At 69.8% G+C, this 25,806-nt stretch carries 18 protein-coding genes; 12 read left to right on the forward strand and 6 right to left on the reverse strand.

The annotated features are described in order from the left end of the window. The first annotated feature begins 23 nt into the window (after window positions 1-23). Both ABGI63_RS04380 and ABGI63_RS04385 read left to right on the forward strand, forming a co-directional pair. Window positions 24-5,786 (forward strand): YDG domain-containing protein, encoded by a 5,763-nt coding sequence (locus tag ABGI63_RS04380; RefSeq protein WP_349741231.1) that lies wholly within the window; start codon window positions 24-26, stop codon window positions 5,784-5,786. Window positions 5,787-5,902: 116 nt separating this feature from the next. Continuing rightward, window positions 5,903-6,721, forward strand: a complete 819-nt coding sequence (locus tag ABGI63_RS04385) for an HDOD domain-containing protein (protein WP_349741232.1) — start codon at window positions 5,903-5,905, stop codon at window positions 6,719-6,721. 4 nt (window positions 6,722-6,725) lie between these two features. Here ABGI63_RS04385 and ABGI63_RS04390 read toward each other — a convergent pair whose 3' ends face one another. Then, the gene (locus tag ABGI63_RS04390) at window positions 6,726-7,748 is read right to left on the reverse strand and encodes a GGDEF domain-containing protein (protein WP_349741233.1); all 1,023 of its coding nucleotides are present in this window, start codon (window positions 7,746-7,748) and stop codon (window positions 6,726-6,728) included. A gap of 147 nt (window positions 7,749-7,895) precedes the next feature. On the opposite strand from ABGI63_RS04390, the gene ABGI63_RS04395 reads away from it, so the two are divergent. The 9 genes from ABGI63_RS04395 to ABGI63_RS04435 all read left to right on the forward strand — a co-directional run bounded on the left by ABGI63_RS04395 (window position 7,896) and on the right by ABGI63_RS04435 (window position 18,482). Beyond that, window positions 7,896-8,261 (forward strand): ArsR/SmtB family transcription factor, encoded by a 366-nt coding sequence (locus ABGI63_RS04395; RefSeq protein ID WP_349741234.1) that lies wholly within the window; start codon window positions 7,896-7,898, stop codon window positions 8,259-8,261. Between the two features lie 13 nt (window positions 8,262-8,274). Beyond that, window positions 8,275-9,630 (forward strand): sulfite dehydrogenase, encoded by a 1,356-nt coding sequence (soxC, locus tag ABGI63_RS04400; RefSeq protein ID WP_349741235.1) that lies wholly within the window; start codon window positions 8,275-8,277, stop codon window positions 9,628-9,630. Then, entirely contained in the window at window positions 9,614-10,642 is a 1,029-nt protein-coding gene (locus tag ABGI63_RS04405) for a c-type cytochrome (RefSeq protein WP_349741236.1), read from the forward strand. Before soxC ends, ABGI63_RS04405 begins: the two co-directional genes overlap by 17 nt. Window positions 10,643-10,715: 73 nt before the next feature. Next, entirely contained in the window at window positions 10,716-11,177 is a 462-nt protein-coding gene (soxY, locus tag ABGI63_RS04410) for a thiosulfate oxidation carrier protein SoxY (protein ID WP_349741237.1), read from the forward strand. 18 nt (window positions 11,178-11,195) lie between these two features. Then, window positions 11,196-11,507 carry a thiosulfate oxidation carrier complex protein SoxZ gene (gene soxZ, locus ABGI63_RS04415; protein WP_266005304.1) on the forward strand — a complete coding sequence of 104 codons (312 nt, stop codon included), beginning with the start codon at window positions 11,196-11,198 and terminating at the stop codon, window positions 11,505-11,507. 41 nt (window positions 11,508-11,548) lie between these two features. Next, entirely contained in the window at window positions 11,549-12,349 is an 801-nt protein-coding gene (gene soxA / locus ABGI63_RS04420) for a sulfur oxidation c-type cytochrome SoxA (protein ID WP_432767384.1), read from the forward strand. Window positions 12,350-12,363: 14 nt separating this feature from the next. Continuing rightward, window positions 12,364-13,011 carry a sulfur oxidation c-type cytochrome SoxX gene (gene soxX, locus ABGI63_RS04425; protein WP_349741707.1) on the forward strand — a complete coding sequence of 216 codons (648 nt, stop codon included), beginning with the start codon at window positions 12,364-12,366 and terminating at the stop codon, window positions 13,009-13,011. A gap of 52 nt (window positions 13,012-13,063) precedes the next feature. Next, the gene (soxB, locus tag ABGI63_RS04430; RefSeq protein ID WP_349741238.1) at window positions 13,064-14,803 is read left to right on the forward strand and encodes a thiosulfohydrolase SoxB; all 1,740 of its coding nucleotides are present in this window, start codon (window positions 13,064-13,066) and stop codon (window positions 14,801-14,803) included. 34 nt (window positions 14,804-14,837) lie between these two features. Next, entirely contained in the window at window positions 14,838-18,482 is a 3,645-nt protein-coding gene (locus ABGI63_RS04435) for a DEAD/DEAH box helicase (protein ID WP_349741239.1), read from the forward strand. Here the strand turns inward: ABGI63_RS04435 and ABGI63_RS04440 are convergent. Genes ABGI63_RS04440 through trhO form a run of 4 tightly spaced genes read right to left on the reverse strand, consistent with a single transcriptional unit; the run spans window position 18,472 to window position 22,517 of the window. Then, the gene (locus ABGI63_RS04440) at window positions 18,472-19,383 is read right to left on the reverse strand and encodes a pseudouridine synthase (RefSeq protein WP_349741240.1); all 912 of its coding nucleotides are present in this window, start codon (window positions 19,381-19,383) and stop codon (window positions 18,472-18,474) included. The genes ABGI63_RS04435 and ABGI63_RS04440 overlap by 11 nt on opposite strands. Continuing rightward, window positions 19,383-20,285 carry a hypothetical protein gene (locus tag ABGI63_RS04445; RefSeq protein ID WP_349741241.1) on the reverse strand — a complete coding sequence of 301 codons (903 nt, stop codon included), beginning with the start codon at window positions 20,283-20,285 and terminating at the stop codon, window positions 19,383-19,385. The genes ABGI63_RS04440 and ABGI63_RS04445 overlap by 1 nt, the downstream gene beginning before the upstream one ends. 24 nt (window positions 20,286-20,309) lie before the next feature. Further along, on the reverse strand, window positions 20,310-21,641 hold the full coding sequence (locus ABGI63_RS04450) for a UDP-N-acetylglucosamine 1-carboxyvinyltransferase (protein WP_349741242.1): 1,332 nt from the start codon (window positions 21,639-21,641) through the stop codon (window positions 20,310-20,312). 54 nt (window positions 21,642-21,695) lie between these two features. Beyond that, complete coding sequence (trhO, locus tag ABGI63_RS04455; protein ID WP_349741243.1) at window positions 21,696-22,517, reverse strand: oxygen-dependent tRNA uridine(34) hydroxylase TrhO; 822 nt, start codon at window positions 22,515-22,517, stop codon at window positions 21,696-21,698. Between the two features lie 143 nt (window positions 22,518-22,660). Here trhO and asd point away from each other — a divergent pair, with 143 nt between their 5' ends. Then, window positions 22,661-23,512 carry an archaetidylserine decarboxylase gene (gene asd, locus ABGI63_RS04460; protein WP_349741244.1) on the forward strand — a complete coding sequence of 284 codons (852 nt, stop codon included), beginning with the start codon at window positions 22,661-22,663 and terminating at the stop codon, window positions 23,510-23,512. On the opposite strand, the gene ABGI63_RS04465 is transcribed toward asd, so the two are convergent. After that, window positions 23,502-25,790: a putative bifunctional diguanylate cyclase/phosphodiesterase gene (locus tag ABGI63_RS04465; RefSeq protein WP_349741245.1), complete on the reverse strand. Its 2,289-nt coding sequence runs from the start codon at window positions 25,788-25,790 to the stop codon at window positions 23,502-23,504. The two genes, asd and ABGI63_RS04465, sit on opposite strands and share 11 nt — an antisense overlap. Between the last annotated feature and the right edge of the window lie 16 nt (window positions 25,791-25,806).

The raw sequence follows: 25,806 nt of genomic DNA on the forward strand, positions 1-25,806 counted from the left end.
CCCCAACAACACCAGGAATTCCCATGAACTCATCGCTGAATCACACCTATCGACTGATCTGGAACGAGCGGACCCAGGCCTATGTGGCCGTGGCCGAGACCACCACCGGCCGCGGCAAGCGCGCCTCGGGCGCGCTGCTGCTGGCCAGCCTGCTGGCCTGCGGCGGCGCGGCCGCCCAGAGCCCGGCGGCCGGGGCCCTGCCCAGCGGCGGCAGCGTGGTTGCCGGCCAGGCCCAGCTGAGCCAGACCGGAAAGCAGCTGCAGATCGATCAGTCCAGCCACAAGCTGGTGATGAACTGGAGCAGCTTCGACATCGGCAGCCAGGCCGAGGTGAAGTTTGTCCAGCCGGGCAGCGACAGCGTGGCGCTGAACCGCGTCACCGGCGGGGCCGCCAGCGCCATCTTCGGCAAGCTGCAGGCCAATGGCCAGGTCTGGCTGGTCAATCCCAACGGGGTGGTGTTCGGGCGCGGCGCCAGCGTCGATGTGGGTGGCCTGGTGGCCAGCTCGCTGGCGATCAGCGATGCAGACTTCCTGGCCGGCCGCAGCCGCTTCGAGGCCGGCGCGGTGGCGGGCGCGGTGCGCAACGAGGGCGGGCTGCGCGCGGCCGAGGGCGGCGTGGTGGCCCTGATCGCGCCCCAGGTGGAGAACAGCGGCAGCATCCAGGCCCCGGGCGGCAGCGCCCTGCTGGGCGCGGGCGCCGCGGTGAGCCTGGACTTCGCCGGCGACGGTCTGCTCAGCCTGACGGTGGAGCGGGCCGCGCTGGACGCCCATGTGGGCAATAGCGGCAGGCTCAGCGCCGGTCTGGTGCAGCTCAGCGCGGCGGCGGCCGGTGCGGTGCGAGCCAGCGTGGTGAACAACGAGGGGGTGATCGAGGCCCAGGGCCTGAGCCAGCAGGGCGGGCGCATCCTGCTCGACGGCGGCGCACAGGGCGAGGTCCATGTCGGCGGCCGGCTGGACGCCAGCGGTGGCGAGGGCGGCGGACGCATACGCGTGAGCGGCGAGCACATCCGGCTGGACGGCGGCGCAACGCTGGACGCCAGCGGCGCGGCCGGTGGAGGGCAGATCCATGTGGGCGGCGGCTGGCAGGGCAAGGATGCCAGCCAGCGCAATGCCACGACGGTGACGGCCGATGCCGGCGTGACGGCGCGTGCCAACGGAGGCCGGCAGGGCCAGGGCGGCGAGGTGGTGTTCTGGTCGGACGACGCGACCCGCTTCGCCGGCACGATAGAGGTGAAGGGCGGCAGCCAGGGCGGTGACGGCGGCCGCGCCGAGGTGTCGGGCAAGCAGACCCTGAACTACAGCGGCCGCACCGACGCCCGGGCCGCCAAGGGCCGCACCGGTGATTTGCTGCTGGATCCGGCCACCATCACGGTCAAGGGCGGTGGCAGCGGCTCGGGCGGCGTGGGCGGCAGCGAGGTGTTCGAGAAAGACCTGGAGGCGCAGTCGGCCAATGTGCTGCTGCAGGCCAGCGGCAACATCAATTTCGCTGACCTGAACCAGAACGGCGGCGACGGCAAGCTCAGCATGCAGAACAACGTCAGCCTGCGCGTCGAGACCGGCGGCGTGGGCGGCAACATTACATTCGCCAACAAGGACAACACGGTCGAGGTGTCCGGCAGCGGCAGCATCATGCTGGTGGCCGGCGGCAAGGACACCGGGCAGATCATCAACGCGCCCCAGATGATCGCCCATGGCAGCGGCAGCAATCCGGGCGGTCTGCCCGTCCACGATGTCACCCAGGTCGGCAGCGGCACGCCCGGCGCCGCCTCGATCACGCTGTTCGGCGCCGATGGCGTCACGGTGGGCGGTTCGCTGAGCACCAACGGCGGCTATGTGCGCATCTGGGCCGATTCCGATGCCATGACCGGTGGCAGTTTCACCCTCAATGCGCCCGTCAACACCCGGGGCGGCAATCTCTACATCGCCTCCGGCAACGAGGGCGTGGTGCTGAACTCCAGCATCACGCTGGGCGCCGGCCGGCTGTTCTTCGACAACGAGAACGCGGCCTATGGCGGCCATGGCCCGAACGGCCCCAAGACCCTGGCCGGCACCATCAGCGCCAGCGGCGACCTGGAGGTCAACACCGCCTTCACCTTCAAGGGCGGTGCCAACATCCACACCGATGGCCTGATCAGGTTCGGCAATGTGGGCGTGAACCTGGACACCGGCGCCGGCACGCTGACCCTGCGCGCCAGCGGCATCGACTGGGGCGGCGCCACGCTGAACAACCTCAGCACCGCCTCGCTGCGTCTGGAGCCCCATGACAAGGCCACCAATATGGTGCTGGGCGATGCCGGCGGCTTTGCCTCGGCGACGACGCTGGCCAAGCTGCCGGGCATCAAGAACCTGACCATAGGCCGTGAGGACGGCACCGGCACCATCAGCGTGGCCAGCGACTTCAGTTTCAATGCCAGCGGCCATTTCGAGATGGTCAACAAGACCGTGGACATCACGGCTGGCACCCTGACCAATACCGGCGGCGGTCTCACGCTGACCGGCGACACGGTCAATATCAGCAAGGCCGTGACGGCCAACGGCGGTGCCGGCAAGGTGACGATACGCCAGATGACGGCGGCCAACGAGCTGCACCTGGGCACCGGCCTGAACAATTCGGTGATCGGCCAGGTCAATGCCGCAACCTTGGCGATAGGCCGTGTCGACGGGGGCAATCTGGTGTTCGACAGCGACATCAGCACCACCGCCAGCTCGGTGCATCTGATGAGCGGCGCGCGGGTCGAGGGCATCAATGGCGGCGTGGCGGCCGCCAATCTGGCCATCACGGCCGGCGGCGGTGCCGAGATCAGCAACGCCAGCTTCGACTTCAACAAGCTGGCGCTCAAGGTCGGCGGCGACACCACGATTGCCCCGAACCGCATGGGCAGCTTCGGCCTGGGCACGGTGGACGGCCTGGCCGGCCTGGAGATCAAGGCCGGCAGCGCGCCGACCGTGAATCTGACGGCCCGGCAGACCATCGGCGTCAACGCACCGATCAAGTTCAACAACAGCGCCGCGACGCTGAACCTGCGCGGCGCTCAGCTGACCAGCGCCGACGCCAGCACCCAGCTGTCGGGCCATGGCGCGGCCACCATCACCTACGACACGCGTGATGGCAACGCGCTGATCTTCTTCGGCAACAGCTTCGGCGGCCTGGGCGAGACCTCGCTGGCCCGCTTCAATGGCGTCAAGAAGCTGGTGATCGGCAGTGACCGCAACACGCTGGAAGCGATGGGGGATCTGAACCTGGCCGTCGGTGAGCTGGAGATTCGCGGCCGCGAGCTGCGCACCGACCATGCCATCACCAACCAGGGCCATGTCCGTCTGCATGCCCAGAACAGCGCGCTGGCCTTGAACGGGGCCGTGACGGCCGCCGGCAGCACGCTGGCGTTGAGCACCGGCGGCGGCCAGGCCATCAGCGCGAGCGGCGTGCTGACGGCCGCCAAGCTGGCCCTGCGCACCAGCGGCGACGCCACGCTGAACACAAGCAGCCATCAGCTGGGCGAACTGGCCGCCGAGGCGGCCGATCTGAAGCTGACGAACGGCCGGGCGCTGACCGTCGGCACGGCGGACGGCCTGGCGGGCGTGACGGTGGCCAAGACCGTGGACATCCGCCTCAGCGGTGCCGGCGCCGATCTGGTGCTGGACCGGGCCGTCAGCGCCGGCAATGCCGGCAACGCGGCCAGGCCGCTGCTGCTGGCCGCCGGGGGTAATTTCCACAACCGTGTCGGCTCCGCCGCGCTGAGCGCCACCGGCGGTAGCTGGGAGGTCTACTCCAGCGACCCGACCCGCGACACCGTCGGTGGGCTGGCGCCGGCCTTCAAGCAGTACAAGGCCAGGGTCGGCGACACCGTGCTGGGCAGCGGCAATGGCCTGCTCTACAGCAGGACCGCCCAGGTGATCGTGGGTCTGTCCGGGGTCATCAGCAAGGTCTATGACGGCAACACCTCGCTGACGCTGCACGACAAGCAGATGACCGTCAGCGCCGGCATCGACGGCGACATCGTCAGCGTCAAGGACGGTACGGCCGCGTTCGCCGACAAGAACGTGGGCAACAAGGCGGTTCATGTGAAGACCGCCACGATCACTGCTCGCAATGGCGCGGTGCAGGTCTATGGCTACGAGATGGTCTCCGAGTCCTGGGCCGGCGACATCACCCGCAAGACCATCTCGGTCAGCGGTGGCGTGACGGCAGCGTCCAAGGTGTATGACGGCCAGCGCACGGCCAGCCTCAATGGCAGTGGCGTGCTGGCGGGCCTGGTCGATGGCGATGCTGTCGCCGCCAGCTTCAGTGGACAGTTCGCCGACAAGAACGTCGGCGTTGGCAAGACCGTGCTGGCCGATCTGGCGCTGACCGGGGCCGATGCCGGCAACTACCAGCTCGACACCCAGACGCTGAGCCTGAAGGCCGACATCACACCCCGGCAGATCATGGCCGGGGCCGTGACCGTGGCCGGCAAGGTCTATGACGGCAACCGCAGCGCGACGGTCAGCGGTGGAACCTTACAGGGCCTGCTGGCCGGCGACACCGTCAACGGCACGCTCAGCGGCGAGTTCGTCGACAAGAACGCCGGCTCGGCCAAGGATGTGGCCGTGACGCTGGCGCTGAGCGGCGCCGATGCCGGCAACTACCAGCTCGACAGCAGCAGCCAGATCGCCAAGGGCGACATCAGCCGCAAGAGCATCAGCGCCGGCGCGGTGACGGTGGCCGGCAAGGTCTATGACGGCAACACCGTCGCCAGCGTCGGCGGCGGCGCGCTCCAGGGCCTGATCGGGGGCGACGCGGTGGCGGCGGATCTGAGCGGCCAGTTCGCCGACAAGAACGTCGGGGTCGGCAAGGATGTGGCCGTGACCTTGGCGCTCAAGGGCGCCGATGCCGGCAACTACCAGCTCGACGCCGGCAGCCGCAGCGCCAAGGGCGACATCACGCAGCGCCTGCTCAGCGCCGAGCACATCGTCGTCGCCGGCAAGGTCTATGACGGCAATAGCGAGGCCGAGGTGCGCGAGATCCGCGTGGCCGGCGTTCTGCCCGGCGAGCAGGTGCTGGTGGCCGCACAGGGGCGCTTTGCCGACCCTTCCGCGGGCCGTGACAAGCCGGTTGCGATCAGCGCCGTGCAGCTCAGCGGTGCCGATGCCGCCAACTACCGCCTCGACAGCAAGGGACTCCACGCGCTGGCCAGCATCGATGCGCCGCCGGCCAGCGATGCCAGGACCTCGGTGCTGGTCAAGCCGCAGCATGGCAACGGTACCCAGGCCATATCAAGCGCCGGGATGGCTGTTACTGTTCTGAACGGCGCCGATATGGGCGTCGCGAGCGATCTCGTGAGCGGCGGCGCCAATGCCGGCTTCAACACCGAGCAGGCCCTGTACGGTGCGGGCCAGTACAGCATCGCCGTCGACGCTCCGGCGCTGGAGCAGCCGCTGCGTGCCGATGTGCCGGTGTTCTCGCAGCGCGCTGCGGCGCAGCCCGAGTCGCTGGGCCGCTATCTGCTGACCGACCTCGGCGACAGCCTGGCGGTGCTGCCGGGCTCGCAGGCGCCGACGCCGCTGCCGGAGCAGGCGGCCGGCCTGCGCTACAGCGGCGAGGCGATGCTGTTGCTGTCGGCCCGGCAGACCAGCGTGCTGCGCTTGAGCTTTGACGACGCCGGTGGTCTGCGGGTGGAGGTGCCGGCGGCGGTGGCGGCCCTGGGGCACGAGGTCCTGAGTGCCTACGCCCTCAGCGCGCTCAAGCGCGACGCCGGCATCGGGCTTGACCAGGTGCGCGCGGTGGTGCTGCACTACGGTTCGGTCTGAGGCCGCCCCGCCCCGTCCATCGCGAGCCGATGGACGGGGCCCACCCGATCAAGGCATGGTGTCCGTGGCGGCGCTGTGCCGCTAAGATGCGGACATACTTCTGGTGAAGCGAAAAAATGCCTGTCGATCCACAACTTCGTACCCTGGACATCGAGATCCCCACCCAGCCCGAGGTGTTGGTCAAGCTGTCGCTGCTGATGGCGGCGGAAGATGTGGACCTGCCGGCGATCTCGGGCCTGGTCGAGACCGATATGGCGCTGGCCGCCGCCGTGCTGAAGGCGGTCAATTCCTCGCTCTATGGCCTGCAGGGCCGGGTGCAGACCGTGCACCAGGCGCTGACCTATCTGGGCATGCGCGAGGTCGCGGCCATCACCTTCGAGATGGGGCTGCGCGCCGCGTTCCCGCCGGCCGCCGAGCTGGAGCCGGTCTGGACCCGTGCCTCGCAGCGCGGTCTGCTGATGGGCCGCATGGGCCAGATGCTGGGTGTGGACCCCTGGGCCTCGCATTCGGCGGGCCTGTTCGAGGAATGCGGCAAGGCGGTGCTCTACCGCCATGCCTCGGCCCATTACCCGGCCATGCTGCGCGCCGCGCAGACCGATGCCGAGCTGGTGCAGCTGGAGCACACGGCCTTCGGCGTCAGCCATGACGCGCTGGGCGCGGCCTTGTGCGAGAGCTGGGGTCTGGCGCCGGCGGCGGTCACCAGCGTGCGCCACCATGTGCAGATCCAGGACAACCTGCTGATCCCGGAGGCGGCCCAGCGCCGCAGCATCTGCGCGATCTCGGCGATCGCCTGGGTGCTGATGAACAAGCCGGCGGATCTGGAAGAGGTCGCCCACGCGATCGCGCCCCAGGCCCAGCTCGACGAGACCCTGGTGCTGCGCGCCGCACGCCGCGTCAGCGAGCAGCTCAACGAAGCGCAGTCCAGAGGACGGTAGACCCTCAAGCCGCGAGGCTGAGCCGGTCGCGGCCGGCGTGCTTGGCGATGTAGAGCGCCTCGTCGGCCGCCTGCAGCAGCGCCTGCGGGCTCAGATAGGGATGGCTGGTACTGTAGGCCGCCAGGCCGATGCTGACGGTCAGGATCTTGTCGGCCGCCGGGCTGGCCGGATGGGCCAGCGCCAGCGCACGCCAGTCCTCGCGCAGCTGCTCCATCAGGCCCTGGGCCATCTCCATATCGAAACCCGGCAGCAGCGCGACGAACTCCTCGCCGCCCAGGCGCGCGACCACATCGGTGTCGCGCTTGAAGCGCTCGCCCAGCAGCTTGGCAAAGGCCTGCAGCGCCGCGTCGCCGGCGGCCCGGCCCTGCTGCTCGTTGTAGGCCCGGAAGCTGTCGAGGTCCATCACCGCCAGCGCCAGCCGGCTGTGCTGGCGCTGGGCGCGCTTGAACTCGCGGCGCAAGGCGTCGTCGAACTCGCGGCGGTTGGCCAGGCCGGTCAAGGTGTCGGAGCGGCTCAGCGCCGCCAGCTCGCGCCGGGCGGCGTCCAGCGCCTGTTGCGTCTGCGCCAGCACGCGGCCGTGCTGCTCGACCTCGCTGCGCAGGCGCGCGGCCTCCGACTGTTCCTGCTGCAGCTGGGCCCCCAGGCTCTGATGCACCCGCTCGAAGGCCTTGTTGATCTGGTGCAGCTCGCGCGGCCCGCCCTGCGTGTCAGGCCATGACAGCGAGCTCGGCGGCAGGCTGGGATCGAAGCTGTGGGCGCGCTCGGCCAGGCGGCGCAACGGCCGCAGCAGCAGACGCTCCAGCATCAGCACGCTGGCCAGGCCCAGGGCCAGCACCAGCAACAGATCCTGCAGCGCCATGCCCAGCACATGCTCGGTGTCCAGCCTGGCCTCATGGCCGGCGCGCAGCCAGGCCGCCAGGGCCACGCCCAGCAGGCCGACCAGGGCCAGCACGGCCAGCGTGCGTGTCTTCACCGACCCGCTGCTGGCGGGGGCGAGGTGCTTGGCGGCGCTGAACGGGAGTTTCACGATGCCGGACTGCAAGGCAATGGCGGTGAGCCAAATTGTGCATGGGGGCGAGCCTCGTGCGGTGGCCGTAGCGCCCAGGGTATATCCCAGGCTTGATCGGGCTCAAGAGGTATAAATTAGTAATTGCTTATATATTGATGTGAAGCCATGAAACCCCAGACAGAGCCGCCGGCCGAGGCCGACCGGGTGTACGAGATCGCCGCCGAGCTCTTCGGCCTGATGGCCACGCCCTTGCGGCTGAAGATCATCAGCGCGCTGTGCAACGGCGAGAAAAGCGTGTCGGACCTGCTGCTCGAGATCGAGACCACGCAGCCGAATATGTCGCAGCACCTCGGCCATCTCTACCGCGCCGGCATCCTGGCGCGGCGTCGCGACGGGGTGCAGATGTTCTACCGCGTCAGCAACGAGCGCGCCGTCGCGCTGTGCCGCGCGGTCTGCACCCAGATCGCGATCGAGATGGACGACCCGCAGTCGGTCGAGCCCGCCGAGCGGCTGCTGATGGCCCGGGCCTGAAGGAGAGCAGACCATGAACGAGAAGACCGGCCGGCTGCGGCGGGCGCCCGAGGGATTCCTCAGCCGGCAAGACCTGGCCCTGATGCAGCAGCAGGCACCGGCCGAGCGGCGCAGTTTCCTGCGCGGCGCCTTCGCGGTGGCCAGTGCGGCGCTGGCCAGCGGCGCGGCGCGCGCGGTGCCGACCGAGGGCGGCGACCCCCAGATCCTGAACCTGCCGCCGCATGCGCTGAGCCTGGGCCAGCCGGTGGCGCTGGAGGGCTATGGCAAGCCGTCCAAGTACGAGAGCAATCTGCAGCGTCGCCAGAGCCCGGGCCTGACGCAGACCCGCCAGGCCTCGGTGTCCTTTGCGCCCTTGCAGGGCATGTTCGGCATCGTCACGCCCAGCGGCCTGCACTTCGAGCGCCATCACCAGGGCTGGTGGGACATCGACCCCAGCACGCACCGGCTGATGGTCAACGGCTCGGACGACAAGATGCTGAAGCGGGCGATGGTGTTCACGATGGACGAGCTGATGCGCCTGCCCAGCGTCTCGCGCTTTCATTTCATCGAATGCGGCGCCAATACCGGCATGGAGTGGGGCAATGTGGCCGTGCCCACCGTGCAGTACAGCCACGGCATGCTCAGCTGCAGCGAGTTCACCGGCGTGCGCCTGATCGATGTGCTGGAGATGTGCGGCGTCGACCTGAAGCGCGCCCGCTTCGTGCTGGCCGAGGGCGCCGACGGCTCGGCGATGACGCGCACCATCCCGATGGAGCTGGTCAGGAGCGGCCAGGTGCTGCTGGCCTATGGCCAGAACGGCGAGATGCTGCGGCCCGAGAACGGCTATCCGCTGCGCCTGGTGGTGCCCGGTGTGCAGGGCGTCAGCTGGGTCAAGTACCTGCGCCGCATCGAGGTCGGCGACCAGCCCTGGGCCAGCAAGGACGAGAACATCCACTACATCGACCTGATGCCCGACGGCCTGCACCGCCAGTACACCTCGATCCAGGAGGTCAAGAGCGTGATCACGACGCCCAGCGGAGGGCAGGTCTTGCTGGACAAGGGCTTCTACAACATCAGCGGCCTGGCCTGGTCGGGCCGCGGCAAGATCGCCAAGGTCGATGTCTCGGTCGACGGCGGCCGCAACTGGCGGCCGGCCCGGCTGGAGACCCCGGTGCTGGACCGCTGCCTGACGCGCTTCAACCTCGACTGGGTCTGGGCCGGCCAGGCGACCCTGGTGATGAGCCGGGCCACCGACGAGACCGGCCATGTGCAGCCCAACTACGCCCAGCTGCGTGCGGTGCGTGGCCGGCGCTCGATCTATCACAACAATGCGATCCAGACCTGGCTGGTGCAGGAGAGCGGGGAGGTCAAGAATGTCCAGCTCTCTTAAAGCGCTGAGCGTCGCGCTGGCGCTGGTGACAGGTCTTGCCTCGGTGCAGGCGTTCGAGGGCATAGGCCGCAGCGCCACCCAGCCCGAGATCAAGGCCTGGGACATCGATGTGCGGCCCGACTTCAAGGGTCTGCCGCCCGGGCGTGGCACGGTGGCCCAGGGCCAGGAGCTCTGGGAGGCCAAATGCGCCGGCTGCCACGGCGTGTTCGGCGAGTCCAACGAGGTGTTCAGCCCGCTGATCGGCGGCACCACCAAGGAGGACATCAAGAACGGCCGTGTCGCCAGCCTGCGCGACAACAGCTTCCCCGGCCGCACGACGATGATGAAGGTCTCCCAGCTCTCCAGCCTGTGGGACTACATCAACCGTGCGATGCCCTGGACCGCGCCCAAGTCCCTCAAGCCCGACGAGGTCTATGCGGTGACGGCCTATATGCTGTCGCTGGCCGATGTGCTGCCCGCAGACGGCGAGCTTTCGGACAAGAACATCGCCGAGGTACAGCAGCGCCTGCCCAACCGCAACGGCAAATCGACCCGCCATGCCTTGTGGCCCGGTGCCGAGTTCGCGGCCGGCGCCAAGCCCGATGTGCAGGGCTCGGCCTGTGTGAAGAACTGTGCGCCCGAGGCCAAGGTCGCGTCCTATCTGCCCGATTTCGCCCGCGACGCCCATGGCAATCTGGCCCAGCAGCAGCGCCTGGTCGGGCCGCAGCGCGGCGTCGACACCCAGCCCAAGGCGCCACCGGCACCGGCCGCCGCCGCCAAGCCGGTCAGCGCCTTGCTGCAGCAGCATGCCTGCATGGCCTGCCACCAGATCGACAGCAAGGTGGTCGGTCCCTCGTTCCGCGAGGTGGTGGCCAGGTACAAGGACCGCAGCGACGCGCGCGAGTACTACGCGGCCAAGCTCAAGAGCGGCAGCGCCGGCGTCTGGGGCGCGGTGCCGATGCCGCCGCAGGCCCTGCCGGAGGCCGATCTGGCGGCCATCGCCGCCTGGCTGGCGGCCGGCGCCAAGCCGTAGCTCGCACAAGCCTGCCCGGCAAACCCCCCGCCTACACCCGACAATACCGTCCACCCCCCGATAAGGAGACTCCATGCAAACCCGCCGAGACATGATGAAACACAGCGCCCTGGTGGCCGGCCTGCTGGCCGCCGCCCTGCCGCTGAGTGCGCAGGCGCAGGCCGCCGCCTTCAACCGCGCCGCCTTCGATGCCAAGTCCATGGACGAGATGCTCAAGGCTCTGGGCCTGGGCAAGCCGACCGAGAGCAAGGAGGTCACGCTGACCGGCCCCGATATCGCAGAGAACGGCGCCGTCGTGCCGCTGGGTGTGGCCAGCTCGGCCGCCGGCGTCAAGCGCCTGCTGCTGCTGGTCGAGAAGAATCCCAACATCCTGGCCGCCTCCTTCGACGTCAGCGATGCGGTCGAGGCCAGCATGAGCACGCGCGTCAAGATGGGCCAGACCTCCAATGTGTTCGCCGTGGCGATCACCGGCGACAACAAGGTGCTGTTCGCCCAGAAGGAAGTGAAAGTAACACTTGGCGGCTGCGGCGGCTGATCAGAATAGGAGACCAAGATGGCAGATCCGATGCGAATTCGCGCCCAGGCGCAAGGTGGCAACGCCGTGGTGCGTGTGCTGATGAGTCATGAGATGGAAACCGGCCAGCGCAAGGATGCCGCCGGCAAGACCATCCCGGCCTGGCACATCACCGAGGTGACGGCCGCGCTGAACGGCAAGACCGTGCTGACCGCGCAATGGGGCCCGGCGGTGTCGAAGAACCCGTTCCTGCAGTTCACCGTCAAGGGCGCCAAGGCCGGTGACAAGATCACCGTGAACTGGGTCGACAACAAGGGCGAGAAGCGCAGCGACGAAGCGACGGTGGCCTGATAGGCTGCGCCGGGTCCGAACAGCAAAAGGAGACAAGCATGATGACGATGCGCAAGTCGGCATGGGCCCTGGGCTGCGTGCTCGCGGCCAGCTGCGTCCAGGCCCAGACCTCGTCGGCCGACGCGATCGCGCAGTACCGCGCGATGCTGGCCGACGGCAACCCGGCCGAGTTGTTCGAGGCCAAGGGCGAGGAGCTCTGGAAACACAAGCGCGGCCCCAAGAATGCCTCGATGGAGCGCTGCGATCTGGGCAAGGGCCCGGGCGTCGTCAAGGGCGCTTTTGTCGAGCTGCCGCGCTATTTCGCCGACACCGGCCGGGTGCAGGATCTGGAGTCGCGGCTGCTCAGCTGTATGGAGTCGCTGCAGGGCCTGGATGCGAAGAAGATCGCCGCCACGCGTTTCGGCGCCGACGAGCAGAAGAATATCGAGGGCCTGGTGGCCTGGATCGCCGCCGAGTCGCGCGGCCTCAAGTTCAATCTGCCGGTGGCCCATGCGCAGGAGCAGAAGATGTACGAGGTCGGCAAGCGGCTGTTCTTCTTCCGCGGCGGCCCCTACGACTTTGCCTGCGCCTCCTGCCACAGCGAAACCGGCAAGCGCATCCGCCTGCAGGACCTGCCCGACCTGACCAAGAACCCCGGCGACGGCATCGGCTTCGCGGCCTGGCCGGCCTACCGCGTCTCCAGCGGCGAGCTGTGGGGCATGCAGCGGCGCCTGAACGACTGCTTCCGCCAGCAGCGCTTCCCCTTCCCCGGCTATGGCTCGGACGTGACGGTGGCGCTGGCCAGCTATATGGGCATCAACAGCAAGGGCGCGGTCTCGATCGCCCCGTCGATCAAGCGTTGAAGGAGCCGCTCATGATGAACAAGAAAAATGCAATTTTCTGGGGCGGCCTGGCCGCTGCGGGCCTGGTGCTGGTCGGCTGCGCCAGCCTGCCCAGCGCGGCCGAGCTGGACGCCGAGGCGCTGGCGATGGTGAAGAGCTCCTTCCGCGAGCAGGGCATCGCCAAGCTCGACCGCATCGAGCAAGACCTGGCACAGAAAGCCTGCTCCAGCGACAAGCAGCCCGACGAGGCGACGACCAAGCGCATCGAGGCCGAGGCGCTGGCCTCGATCAAGTGGCCGGCCAACGGCCAGTATCTGGGCGACTGGCGCGAGGGCGAGAAGCTGGCGCAGAACGGCCGCGGCATGACCTGGACCGATGCGGCCGGCGCGCCCAGCGGCGGCAACTGCTACAACTGCCACCAGATCAGCAAGGCCGAGATCTCGTTCGGCACCATAGGCCCCAGCCTCTACCAGTACGGCAAGCTGCGCGGCGTCAGCGACCCGGCGGCGCCGGAGACGGCCGCCATCGTGCAGTACACCTGGGGCAAGCTGTGGAACGCCAAGGCCTACAGCGCCTGCTCGGGCATGCCGCGCTTCGGCCATGCCGGCGTGCTGAACGAGGGCCAGATGCGCGACATCATGGCCCTGCTGCTTGATCCGAAGTCGCCGGTCAACACCCAGTAGGCCTTCTGAATCTACTCATCGGCCCTGCGGGGCCAGCGGAGCCGTGCCCATCATGAACCTCAGCAAACGCGATCTGCTCAATGTCCTGGGTGCGGCCTCGGTGGCCGGCTTCGGCTTCGCGCGCCAGGCCCAGGCGGCCACGCCCTACGATGCGCCGGCGCCCTTCAAAGGCCCCGGTGTGGTCTCGCTGCTGCACATGACCGACTGCCATGCCCAGCTGCTGCCCATCCATTTCCGCGAGCCCAGTGTCAACCTCGGCTTCGGGGCCTTGAAGGGGCGGCTGCCGCATCTGGTCGGCGAACACCTGCTGAAGGCCGCCGGCCTGCGGCCCGGCACGCGCGAGGCCCATGCCTTCAGCTATCTGGACTTCGAGCGCGCCGCGCGCCGCTATGGCAAGGTCGGCGGCTTCGCCCATCTGTCCACCCTGGTCAAGCGCCTGCGCGCCGGCCGGCCCGGCGCCCTGCTGCTGGACGGCGGCGACACCTGGCAGGGCTCGGCGACCTCGTTGTGGACCAATGCACAGGACATGGTCGACGCCTGCAAGCTCTTGGGCGTCGACGTGATGACCGGCCACTGGGAGTTCACCTATGGCCAGCAGCGCGTGCAGGAGATCGTCGAGAAGGACTTCAAGGGCAAGATCGACTTCGTCGCCCAGAACGTCAAGACCCAGGACTTCGGCGACGATGTGTTCGCACCCTACACCTTGAAGGAAATCAACGGCGTGCCGGTGGCCATCATCGGCCAGGCCTTTCCCTACACGCCGATCGCCAACCCGCGCTATATGGTGGCGGACTGGAGCTTCGGCATCCGCGACGAGGAGCTGCAGAAGCTCGTCGACACGGTGCGCGCCAAGGGCGCCCAGGTGGTCGTGCTCCTGAGCCACAACGGCATGGACGTGGACCTGAAGCTGGCCTCGCGCGTCAGCGGCCTGGACGCCATCCTCGGCGGCCACACCCACGACGGTGTGCCGGTACCGGTGGCGGTGAAGAACCGCGGCGGCCAGACCCTGGTGACCAATGCCGGCAGCAATGGCAAGTTCCTCGGCGTGCTGGACATCCGCGTCAAGGACGGCCGCGCCGCCGAGCTCAAGTACCAGCTGCTGCCGGTGTTTGCGAATCTGCTGCCGGCCGATGCCGAGATGGCGGCGCTGATCAAGAAGGTGCGCGCGCCCTTCGAGGCCCGCCTGGCCGAACCCTTGGCCATCACCGACGGCCTGCTGTACCGACGCGGCAATTTCAACGGCAGCTGGGACCAGCTGCTGTGCGATGCGCTGATGGAGGTGCAGGGGGCCGAGATCGCCTTCTCGCCGGGCTTCCGCTGGGGCACCAGCCTGCTGCCGGGCCAGACCATCACGCGCGAGTTCCTGATGGACCAGACCGCCATCACCTATCCGCACACCACGCTGACCGAGATGAGCGGCGCGATGATCAAGACGGTGCTGGAGGACGTGGCCGACAACCTCTTCAACCCCGACCCCTACTACCAGCAGGGCGGCGATATGGTGCGGGTCGGCGGCCTGAGCTACAGCTGCACGCCCGAGGCCGGCATGGGTGCACGCATCAGCGAGATGCGCCTGGGCGGCAAGGCGATAGAGGCCGACAAGACCTACAAGGTGGCCGGCTGGGCGCCGGTCGGCGAGGAGGCCGCCAAGGCCGGCAGCAAGCCGGTCTGGGATCTGGTCGAGCAGTGGTTCAGGAGCCAGGCCAAGGGCAGCGGTCCGGCCCATATCGCGGCGCGCAAGCTCAACAGCCCGACCCTGGTCGGCGCAGCCGGCAATCCCGGCATGGCCTGAGCGGGCGCCCGGTACGCAGGCGGCAGAATGCCGCATGGTCAAACCGAAGAATCCCGGCGCCGCGCCCGTCTTCACCACGCTGGGCGGCCGACCCGCGCTGAGCAAGGCCCAGATGCTGGACCAGGCGCGCGAGCTCAAGCGCAGCCTGACGCAGGGGCGCACGGCGCCGGCCGAGCCGCAGCCCCTGACGCCGGAGCAGCGCAGCCGCCTGGCCGAGGCCGAGCTGCAGGCGCTGGCGCTGGAGCGGGTGGACGAGCTGCTGGCCGGCGAAGCGATGCCGCCGCAGTTCGAGGCCGCCCGGCTGGCGCTGCGCGGCGCATGGCCGGCCGCCGCCGAGGCCTATGAACAGGCGCTGAAGACCCTGCGCCAGACCAGCGGGCTGCGCCGTGGCCTGCTCGATCCCGAGCAGGGCCGGCTTTATGTGCTGAGCCTGCTGGCCCAGGACCAGCCGCAGGCCTGGGAGACGGCGCGCAAGTTCTGCATCGCCGAGTCGGGCACGCGCAAGCCTAGCGCCCACGAGTGGTGGGGGCTGTGGGTCCATGTGATCGGTGCGCGCCTGGGCGATGACAGCCTGGACGAGAGCGCGCTGGCCTATCTGCCGGGGCTGGAGGCGCGCGAGCATGCGCTGGGGCTGGCGGCCAACCGCCTGCTGCTGGCCGCCTGGCTGGGCCGGCCGGCGCCGGGCTGGACGGCGGCCGCCGCCCAGGCCCTGTTGCAGCGGCTGCAGGCCTCGCGCCAGCTCTGGCTGGCGGCCCTGGTGGCCGACGCGCTGCGACGCCTGGAGCTGGGCGAACCCCAGCTCGATCTGACCGGCCTGCCGCAGCCGGCCAGCTTTCTGAGCGCGCCGCGCGAGCCCTGGCGCGATGCGCTGGCGGCCATCGTCGCACTGGACCGTAGCGCGGCGCTCCAGCCGGCGCCCGCACCGACCGAGCTGGCCTGGCAGCTGACGCTGGACGGCCTGGGCCGGGTGCAGAGCGTGCAGGCGCTGGAGCGCAGCCAGGGCGCGCGCGGCCAGCTCAAGCTCAAGGCCGTGGGCTGGGCCAAGCTGAAGAAGTCGGGCGGCCACGATGCCCGCGACAACGCGGTGCTGCGCCATCTGGAGCGGCCGGCTTACGGCAGCACGCACACCTACCAGATCGATGTCACGCAGGCGGCGATCGCGCTGGTCGGCCATCCGGCCGTGATGTTCGCCGACGCGCCGGGCCAATGGGTCGAGCTGGTCGAGGCCCAGCCCGAGCTGGAGGTGCTGCGCCGGCCCGCGCCCGGGGGCGGCGAGCAGTTCGAGTTCCGCATCCATCCGCCGCTGAGCGCCGCCGAGCCGCCACAGCTGATAGCCTGGCAGGGCACGACCCATGAGACCGAGATCGAGAAACGCAACAGCCTGCGCGTGCTGCGCGACGGCCCGCAGCGTGCGCGGCTGATACGCATAGGCGCGCCGCAGCGCCGTGTCGCCGAGCTGGTGGCCCAGGGCTGGAAGGTGCCGGCCAGCGCCGGCGCCGAGCTGGGCGCGGCCTTGCAGGTGCTCAGCGGGCATTTCCAGCTGCACAGCGATGCGGCGGCCGGCCAGCTGGTCGCCGGCGACAGCCGGCTGCGGGCCCAGCTGATGCCGCTGGGCGAGGGCTTGCAGCTGCAGCTGGTGGCCCAGCCTTTCGGCGCCTTCGGCCCGGCCGTGACGCCGGGCCTGGGCCGCTCGCGACTGATGTGCATGCATGAGGGCGTCAGCCTGGCCACCGAGCGCGATCTGGCGGCGGAAAGCGCGCACCGCGCTGCGGTGCTGGAGGCCCTGCCCTTTCTGGACGCCGAGCTGGGCCCCGAGTCGCCCTGGCTGCTCGATGATGCCGAGCTGGCGCTGCGCGCGGTCGAGCTGCTGCCGGGCCTGCCCGGCGTGGCCGCGCTGGACTGGCCCAAGGGCAAGCCGCTGCGCGTCAAACCGCTGGACAGCGCGGGCCTCGCCGTGCAGGTCAGCAGCGGGCGCGACTGGCTGGGCCTGGTCGGCGAGGCGCGGGTCGATGAGCAGCGCGTGCTGAGCCTGCAGCAGCTGATGGCGCTGACGCGGGCCTCGCGCAGCCGCTTCGTCAGCCTCGGCGAGGGGCAATACCTGGCCCTCAGCGAGCAACTGCGCCAGCAGCTGCGTGATCTCGATGCGCTGGCGCTCGTGAAGAAAGACCAGCTGCAGCTGCCCCGGGCCGGCGCCAGCTGGCTGGACGAAACGCTGGAGGGCATGGCGGTCGAGGGCGACAGGCCCTGGCGCGAGCGCATGGATGCGCTGGCCGAGGCCGCCGCGCTGCAGCCGGCCGCACCGCCGGGCCTGCGCGCCGAGCTGCGCGGCTATCAGCTGGAAGGCTATGCCTGGATGACGCGGCTGGCCCATGCGGGCCTGGGCGCCTGCCTGGCCGACGATATGGGCCTGGGCAAGACGGTGCAGACCCTGGCTCTGCTGATCGCCCGCGCCGAGCGAGGTCCGGCCCTGGTGCTGGCGCCGACCTCGGTCTGCGCCAACTGGCTGGCCGAGGCGGCCGTATTCGCGCCGGGTCTGCGCTCTAGGCTGTATGGCGAGGACGGCGAGCGCGCCGCCCAGATCGAGCAGGCCGGGCCGGGCGATATCGTGATCGCCTCCTACGCGCTGGCCCAGATCGATGCCGAGCGCTTTGCCGACAAGACCTGGGCCACGCTGGTGATGGACGAGGCCCAGGCGCTGAAGAATGCCGCGACCAAGCGGGCCAAATCGGTGGCCGAGTTCAAGGCCGGTTTCCGGTTGGCGCTGTCGGGCACGCCGGTCGAGAACCGGCTGGCCGATCTCTGGTCCATCATGAATCTGATCAACCCCGGACTCTTGGGGTCGGCGCCGCAGTTCCAGGATCGCTTTGCCGGGGCTATCGAGCGCCAGCAGGACGCCGCGGTGCGCGCCCGGTTGCGCCGCCTGGTCTCGCCCTTTCTGCTGCGCCGGACCAAGGCCCAGGTGCTGCAAGACCTGCCCCCGCGTACCGAGATCGTCCATCTGGTGCAGCCCGGCAGCGAGGAGCGCAGCTTTCTGGAGGCGCTGCGCCGCCAGGCTGAAGCGCAGGTCGAGCAGGGCGGCCAGCAGCCCATGCAGGTGCTCGCCGAGCTGATGCGGCTGCGCCGCGCCGCCTGCGACCCGCGCCTGGTGGCGCCCGAGACCGGCCTGGTCGGCGCCAAGATGGCCGAGTTCGAGCACATCGTGCAGGAGCTGGTGGCCGGCGGCCACAAGGCCCTGGTGTTCAGTCAGTTCACCGACTTCCTGAAGCTGCTGGCCGAGCGCCTGGACGGCATGGGCCTGGCCTACCAGTACCTGGACGGCAGCACGCCCGCCGCCGAGCGGGCCAGGCGCGTCGCGGCCTTCCAGAAGGGCGAGGGCGAGCTCTTTCTGATCAGCCTGAAGGCCGGCGGCTTCGGCCTGAACCTGACGATGGCCGACTATGTCTTGATCGTCGATCCCTGGTGGAATCCGGCCGCCGAGGATCAGGCCATGGGCCGCGCCCACCGCATGGGCCAGCAGCGCCCGGTGACGGTCTACCGCCTGGTGACGGCCGGCTCGGTGGAGGAGCGCATCATCGAGCTGCACCGCGACAAGCGCGGCCTGGCCGACGGCATCCTCGAAGGCCAGGACGAGGCGACGGTGCTGGACGCGAAGGCGCTGGCGGCGCTGCTCAGAGGCTGAGCGTGCGCGCGCTGCAAAAGGCGCGTGCCTGGCCGGTGATCGGGTCGACGAAAGCGATCTCGCGCGCCAGCAGCTGCAGCGGCTGCGTGTAGTCCGGCTCTGCCTGCTCGGGCAGCAGCCGCGGATAGATGCGATCACCGACGATGGGCAGGCCCAGTGCGCTCATCTGCGCGCGCAGCTGGTGCTTCTGACCGGTGCTGGGCCGCAGCTCGTAGCGCGCCAGCCCCTCGCCCAGGCGCTCCAGCAGCGCGATATGGGTCTCGGCATTGGGCTCACCGGCGACCTCCGCCATCTGCATGAAGGCATCGGCGCGTTCCTGCAGTCGGCTGCGGTAGCTCAGCGGCAGCGCCAAGTCTTGCCTGTAGCCAGCGATGGCCTCGTAGACCTTGTCGACCGCGCGCTCGCGGAACAGGCGCTGGTAGGCATCGCGGTCCTCGGGTCGCACGGCGAACAGGCACAGGCCGGCGGTCTCGCGGTCGATGCGGTGGATAGGCGTCAGGCTCGCGATGCCGCAGCGCTTCTTCAGCCGCGTCAGCAGGGTCTGCTGCACATAGCGGCCCTTGGGCGTGACCGGCAGGAAATGCGGCTTGTCGGCCACCAGCAGCTGCTCGTCCTGGAACAGCAGGGTCTCGGCAAAGGGAATGTCCGGCTCGGCCGCCAGCTGGCGGTAGTAGAAGACACGGCGCCCGGCGCGATAAGGCGTCGCGGGCGGCAAGGCCTGGCCCTGCTCGTCCAGCACCTGGCCGGCGGCCATGCGCGCGTGCCAGTCCTCACGCGATACCAGCGGCAGACGCTCGGCCAGGCAGTCCAGCAGCGAGGCCCAGGGGCCGGGCCCCAGGGCCAGCGCGCTGGCGCTGACGCCGTCGAGCAGAGGCAGCTCGGGCTTGGGCGGGCGACTCATTACTCGATCTGCGGGCCGGCGCCGGCACGCTCGTCCAGATAGCGCAGCAGGCGCCGGCGCTCGGCCTCGTCCAGCGCCGCGCCGCGCCACTCGCGCAGCCAGCGTTCGCGCTGCGGGTCCTCGGCCAGCGTGCGCACGGCCCGGTCTATCGCTTCGATCTGCTGCCGGCCCTCGGGCGTGCGGCTGCAGGCGGCGGTGGCCAGGGTGGTGCTGCGGCCCTCGGCCAGCGGCAGCTTGAGTAGCTCGGGCGGGCCGCCCAGGCCCTGCATGAACTCGTCGACCGCGGCCGGGTACTCCAGCGTGTAGTCCATGCGCTTGGCGCGCAGCATCGCCAGCAGCTGCATGCCGCGGCCGGTGGCGACGGTCTTGGGCGCGTTCGTGCCTTGGGCCTGCAGCAGCGCGTCGATGCGCGGGCCGTAGCTGCGGTCGCGCGGCAGCAGGCCGACCAGCTCGCGGCGCTGCAGCAGCTCGGCCAGCTGCAGGGTCTGGCCGCCCTGCTCGAAGCGGGCCTTGCTGTCGCGATGCACGATCACATGGATCTCGCGCGAGGCCAGGGCCGGATGCAGATGGGTGAAGTACAGCCAGTCCAGCCGCTCGGGCCGGCGCACATGCAGCACGCTGCACAGCGTTTCGCCCTGGCGCGCCAGGCTTTCAAAGCGCGCCGTGCCGGCCTCGACGAACTCATGGCGGTACTCGGGCAGGCGCGGAATCAGCAGGCGCAAGAAACCGTCGACCTCGCCGCGCCCCAGATCCTCGACGGTCTGCGGCACGCGGCCGCTGGCATAGCTGAAATGCGGCGGCATGTGCTGCACCACCCAGCGCAGCGTGGTCGGTGTCTGCGCCTGGACGCCGGCCGCCGCGCAGGCCAGTGCGGCAAGGCCGCGCGCGAGGAGGCGTCGCATGCGGTGCTGGTGGCCGGCCCGGCCTCAGTCGCCGTCCACCCATTCGATGCGGGCACCCAGGCGGCCGATGTTCTCGGCGAAATGCGGGTGGGCGCGGCGGATCGGCGTGGCGTTGCGGATGGTGGACTTGCCGGGGATGCTGGCCGCCACCATCAGCAGCGCGATCGCGACGCGGATGATGTAGGGGCTCTCGACCTCGGCGGCGGCCAGCGGCTTGCCGCCGAAGGTGACCATGCGGTGCGGGTCGGACAGGAAGGCGTGGGCGCCGAACTTGCTGAGCTCCGAGGTCCAGCCCATCGCGCCGTCATAGACCTTGTTCCAGAACATCACGCTGCCCTCGGCCTTGACACCCAGCGCGACGAAGATAGGCAGCAGGTCGACCGGCAGATAGGGCCAGGGCGCGGCCTCGACCTTCTGCAGGATGTTGCGGGTGAAGGGTTCCTTGACCTTGAGCTTGCCGTCCGGCGACAGCAACTGCGCGCGCGACCAGCCGCCCTCGTGGATGATCTGCACGCCGAACTTGGCAAACGTGCGGTCGATCAGCGGGAACTGCTCCGGCGTCGAGTTCTTGACCTGCACATCGCCGCCGGTGATCGCACCCAGGGCCAGGAAGGTGACGATCTCGTGGAAGTCCTCGGCGAAGGTGAACTCGCCGCCCTGCAGCGCGTCGACGCCGGTGATCGTCAGCTTGGAGGTGCCCAGGCCTTCGATCTTCGCGCCCAGCATCAGCATGAACTCGCAGAACTCCTGCACATGGGGCTCGGAGGCGGCGTTCATCAGGGTCGAACGGCCATCGGCCAGCGCGGCGCAGAGCACGAAGTTCTCGGTGGTGGTGACCGAGGCGTAGTCGGTCCAGTGATTGTTGGCGCGCAGCTTGCTCGTACCACTGTCGCCCGGATGCCCCACCTGCACCAGCAGGCCGTCGCTGTGGCGCTCGACCGCGGCGCCGAAGCGCTCGAACACCTCGACATGCGGGTCGATCTCGCGCGCGCCCAGCGTGCAGCCCTTGACATCGTCCTCGATGCGGGCGGCGCCGAAGCGCGCCATCAGGCCCGGCACCAGCATGATGGAGCTGCGCATCTCCTCGGGCAGGCGATCGACGGCCGGGTCGAAATGCGTGTCGCGGTGGTGCACATCGAGCACGCCGGTCGCGAAGTCCACCGCCACCGTGCTGCCCAGGCTGCGGAACACCTCGAGAATCTTCTTGACGTCGGTGATCTCGGGCACGCCCTTGAGCCGGATCGGCTGCTGGCTCAGCAGCGTGGCGCACAGAATCGGCAGCACCGCGTTCTTGTTGGCCGAGGGGGTGATGCGGCCCTTCAAGGGGGTGCCGCCGTGGACGATCAGATTGGACATGGGGCGCGGGGGCTTTCGACTGCGGGCAAGAGGGACGGAAACTGGTGTCGATTATCAACCGTCCGGGTCCAGGCGCTTGGCGCGCGCCAGCCGCCACGGCGGCTCCTCGGCATAGACCTGCTCGGCGCTGGTCGCGGTTTCCTGCAGCCGGGTGTCGAGCGCGATGCGCTTGTCGAACACAAAGCATTCGCCCTGCCAATCGGCTTCGGGCTCGGGCATCGATTGGAAGTAGTTCAGGATGCCGCCGTCGAGCTGATAGACCTGCAGGCCCTGGTCCTGCATCCAGGCGGCGGTCTTCTCGCAGCGGATGCCGCCGGTGCAATACATCGCGATGGTCTTGCCCTCGCGCTTCCAGTCGTCGGCATGCTCGTTCACATAGGCCGGGAAATCGCGGAAATGCGTGACCGCCGGATCGATGGCACCAGCGAAGCGGCCGAGCTTGAACTCAAAGCTGTTGCGGTTGTCGAGCACCAGCACATCGGGCCGAGCCAGCAGCTCGCGCCAGCGCGCCGGCGCCACATGGGTGTCGGGCCGCTCGGGCGCTGGCAGGCCGCTGACGCCCGGCACACCGAAGGCGACGATCTCCGGCTTCACATGCACCTTGATCAGCGTGAACGGCCGGGTCGCGCAGGCGCTGTGCTTGAACACCAGGCCGGCGAAGGCCCCCCCGAACAGTGGGTCGCTCTGCAGCGCCGCCTCGAAGGCTTGGAGCACGTCCGGCTCGCCGGCCACCGCGCCGCTGATGCCTTCGGCCGCGACCAGGATATTGCCGCCCAGCCCCACGGCCACCAGCTCACGCAGCCGCGCCGCCACGCCCTCCGGGTCGCTCAGCGCGACAAAGCGGTAGAAGGAACTGTGGATTTCGGTGCAGGGCATGGACGGGGTACAAGCAGGACGGAGGAAGCGCGTTGCCAATGGTAGCGGGACCGGCGCCATGCAGCGGCGCTGCCGGCGCGGCGCCTGAAGGCGCACGCCCCCCTACAATCCCGCACCTTCCGAACTGAGCTGGGGTATTTCCCGTGTCCGACCGTCTGGCCGTATTGCCGCAGTACCTGATGCCCAAGCAGGCGCTGACCCGTCTGGCGGGCCTGTTTGCCTCGGCGCGCCTGGGTGCGCTGACGACGGCCGTGATCCGGCGCTTTGTCGCACGCTACCGGGTCGATATGGCCGAGGCGGCCGATCCCGATATCGCCAGCTATGCCAGCTTCAACGACTTCTTCACTCGCGCGCTCAAGCCGGGTGCGCGGCCGCTGGCCGATGGCCCGCTGATCTGCCCGGTGGACGGCGGCATCAGCCAGTTCGGTGCGATCGCCGGCGACCAGGTCTTCCAGGCCAAGGGCCACAGCTTCTCGACCACCGCCCTGGTCGGCGGCGACGCGGCGCTGGCCGCGCAGTTCCGCGATGGCTTCTTCGCCAATCTCTACCTGAGCCCGCGCGACTACCACCGCATCCACATGCCTTGCGACGGCCGCCTGACGCGCATGATCCATGTGCCCGGCGCGCTGTTCTCGGTCAACCCGACCACGGCGCGTGGCGTGCCGGGCCTGTTTGCCCGCAACGAGCGGGTGGTCTGCGTCTTCGAGGGCGAGGCCGGACCTTTTGTGATGGTGCTGGTCGGCGCCACCATCGTCGGCTCGATGGCCACGGTCTGGCATGGCCAGGTCAATCCGCCGCGCCCCGGCCAGCTGCGCGAGTGGGCCTATCCCGAGGGTCAGGTCGTGCTCAAGCAAGGCGAGGAGATGGGCCGCTTCCTGCTTGGTTCCACCGTCGTGATGCTGTTCCCGCAGCGCCAGGGCCTGGACTTCAATCCCGGCTGGCAGCCGGGCGGCGCGATCCGGCTCGGCGAGCTGATGGCCCGCACTAGGAATTGAGCGGCGGATGGAGGTCGACAAAGCGCCGCAGCAGTTCGGTGGCGCGCTCGGCCGATAGCGGCCGGCTCAGGTAGTAGCCCTGCAGCTGGGTGCAGCCCAGCGCCTCGACGGCCATGGCCTGCTCCTCGGTCTCGACGCCCTCGGCGATGATCTCCAGCCCCAGCGAATGGCCCAGCGCGCAGGTCGCCTGCACCACCGCGCTGGCGTCCTGGCGCGGCAGCGGCTCGATCATGCTGCGGTCCAGCTTCATCGCATGGATGGGCAGCTGGCGCAGCATGGTCAGCGAGGACTGGCCGGTGCCGAAATCGTCCAGCGCGCACAGCACGCCGGCCGTGCGCAGCCGCTCCAGCTGCGGCAGCACCCGCTCGACATGGCCGATCGCCGCGCTCTCGGTGATCTCGATCTGCAGCGCCGCCGCCGGCAGGCGCTGGCGCTCCAGCGCGGCCAGCAGCTGCGGCACGAACTCCGGATCCTCGAACTGCAGCGGCGAGACATTGATGGCCACCGGCAGCAGCCGGCCGAAGCGGTCCAGCCACTGGCGCAGCTGGGCGGTTGCGATCGCGATGATCAACGTGCCCAGCGCGCGGATCTGGCCGGTGCGCTCGGCCGCTGGGATGAACTCGGCCGGGCTGACCGGGCCTATGCCCGGCCGCTGCCAGCGCACCAGCGCCTCGAAGCCGCAGAGCTCGCGCGAGACCGCCAGCATCTTGGGCTGGTAGTCGAGCCGGAACTGGCCCTCCTCCAGCGCCCGCGACAGCGCCTGCTCGGCCTCCATACGGGCCTGGGCGGCGCGGTTCATCGCCGCGTCGAAGAAGGCGTAGGTGGCGCCGGCGCGCGCTTTGGCACGGTGCATCGCCGAGTCGGCGGCGCGCAGCAGGCCGGGGCCGTCGGCCGCGTCCTGCGGAAACAGCGCCACACCCACCGACATATGGACGAACAGCTCGGCCCCGTCGACCGCGAAGGGCCGCTCCATCAGCGCCAGCAGCCGCTCGGCGAAGGCCAGCGCCTCGGCCCGCCCCGGCGCCCCCTCGACCAGCATCACGAACTGGTCCTCGCCCAGCCGCGCCACCGTCGCGTTGTGGGGCAGCTCGGCACACAGGCGCTGCGCGATGCCCTGCAGCAAGGCATCGCCGATCGCATGGCCCAACGACTCGTTGATCAGCTGGAAGCGGTCCATATCCGCCGACACCAGCGCGAACGGCGGCGCGCCCAGCCGCGTCAGCTGCTGCAGGCGCTCGACCGCGAAATTGCGGTTCGGCAGCGCGGTCAGCTCGTCGTGCAGGGCCTGGCGGCGCAAGGCTTCGAGAGCGGCCTGGCGCTCGCTGTCGTCGATCATCACCAGCAGCTCGGCCGGCTGGCCGTCCCAGTCCAGATGGCTGGACAGGCCGCGCACATGGAGCAGCCGGCCGTCGAAACCCAGCCGCGGCCCCTCCCATTCGATGCGAGCTTGCGGGTCGGCCAGCACTGCGCGATGGCGCTGCCGCGCGGCCTCACGCAGATCGGGCGAGACCAGCTCGGCCAGCACGGTCTCGCCGGGCCTGTCGCGCTCGGGGTCGTGGCCGAACATGCGGCGTGCCGCCGGGTTGGCGTAGACGACCCGGTAGTCCTGCAGCACCACCAGGCCCTGCAGCGAATGTTCGGCCAACCGGGTGAAGCGCTCGGCCTGGCGTCGCGCCTGGCCATGGGCACGGCTCACCGACAGCAGCATCAGGCCCAGGCCCAGCGCGGTCTGCACGATCAGGCCCAGGCTGTAGGTGATGACCGAGCGGCCCTGCGGGTCCAGCAGCGGGCCGGTCGCGTGCACCAGGGCCACCGCGACGAAGCCGGCGCTGACCCAGCGCTCCAGCCCCTGGCTGGCACGCCACAGAATCGCCGCGCTGGCCAGCGCGCCCAGGCCCAGCACCAGCGCGCCCATCAGCACCGCCTGGCTCATCTCGCGCGAGCCCAGCGCCGCCAGCACGCACATCAGCAGCACGAAGCCCGGCAGCCATTGCATCGGCCGCAGCCGCCGGCCGCGGTAATCCAGCGCGCCGGCCAGCTGCAGCAGCTGCGAGCCCATCACCGCCGCCGAGGCCGCGAAAGCCTGCAGATTGCGCGCCGCCCCCGGCGCGAACAGGTCCTGCAGCAGCGGGCCGCCGCCCAGGCCCAGGGCCAGCAGAATCCAGCTCCAGCCCCATTGCCGCACATAGCGCAGGCTGCGCTCCTGCCGCCACAGGAGCAGCAGCGCGCCGCCCAGCATGGCGAGCAGTGCGGCGCTGACCAGCAACAGAGGTGTCATCGAGGTGGATGGGTGT

It is taken from the genome of Roseateles cavernae, assembly GCF_040187885.1.
Lineage (GTDB): Bacteria > Pseudomonadota > Gammaproteobacteria > Burkholderiales > Burkholderiaceae_C > Roseateles_E > Roseateles_E cavernae.

Coding starts and splice junctions, on each gene's coding strand:
- ABGI63_RS04380 (WP_349741231.1), top strand. CDS start 24: ATGAACTCATCGCTGAATCACACCTATCGACTGATCTGGAACGAGCGG.
- ABGI63_RS04385 (WP_349741232.1), top strand. CDS start 5,903: ATGCCTGTCGATCCACAACTTCGTACCCTGGACATCGAGATCCCCACC.
- ABGI63_RS04395 (WP_349741234.1), top strand. CDS start 7,896: ATGAAACCCCAGACAGAGCCGCCGGCCGAGGCCGACCGGGTGTACGAG.
- soxC (WP_349741235.1), top strand. CDS start 8,275: ATGAACGAGAAGACCGGCCGGCTGCGGCGGGCGCCCGAGGGATTCCTC.
- ABGI63_RS04405 (WP_349741236.1), top strand. CDS start 9,614: ATGTCCAGCTCTCTTAAAGCGCTGAGCGTCGCGCTGGCGCTGGTGACA.
- soxY (WP_349741237.1), top strand. CDS start 10,716: ATGCAAACCCGCCGAGACATGATGAAACACAGCGCCCTGGTGGCCGGC.
- soxZ (WP_266005304.1), top strand. CDS start 11,196: ATGGCAGATCCGATGCGAATTCGCGCCCAGGCGCAAGGTGGCAACGCC.
- soxA (WP_432767384.1), top strand. CDS start 11,549: ATGACGATGCGCAAGTCGGCATGGGCCCTGGGCTGCGTGCTCGCGGCC.
- soxX (WP_349741707.1), top strand. CDS start 12,364: ATGAACAAGAAAAATGCAATTTTCTGGGGCGGCCTGGCCGCTGCGGGC.
- soxB (WP_349741238.1), top strand. CDS start 13,064: ATGAACCTCAGCAAACGCGATCTGCTCAATGTCCTGGGTGCGGCCTCG.
- ABGI63_RS04435 (WP_349741239.1), top strand. CDS start 14,838: ATGGTCAAACCGAAGAATCCCGGCGCCGCGCCCGTCTTCACCACGCTG.
- ABGI63_RS04440 (WP_349741240.1), bottom strand. CDS start 19,383: ATGAGTCGCCCGCCCAAGCCCGAGCTGCCTCTGCTCGACGGCGTCAGC.
- ABGI63_RS04445 (WP_349741241.1), bottom strand. CDS start 20,285: ATGCGACGCCTCCTCGCGCGCGGCCTTGCCGCACTGGCCTGCGCGGCG.
- ABGI63_RS04450 (WP_349741242.1), bottom strand. CDS start 21,641: ATGTCCAATCTGATCGTCCACGGCGGCACCCCCTTGAAGGGCCGCATC.
- trhO (WP_349741243.1), bottom strand. CDS start 22,517: ATGCCCTGCACCGAAATCCACAGTTCCTTCTACCGCTTTGTCGCGCTG.
- ABGI63_RS04465 (WP_349741245.1), bottom strand. CDS start 25,790: ATGACACCTCTGTTGCTGGTCAGCGCCGCACTGCTCGCCATGCTGGGC.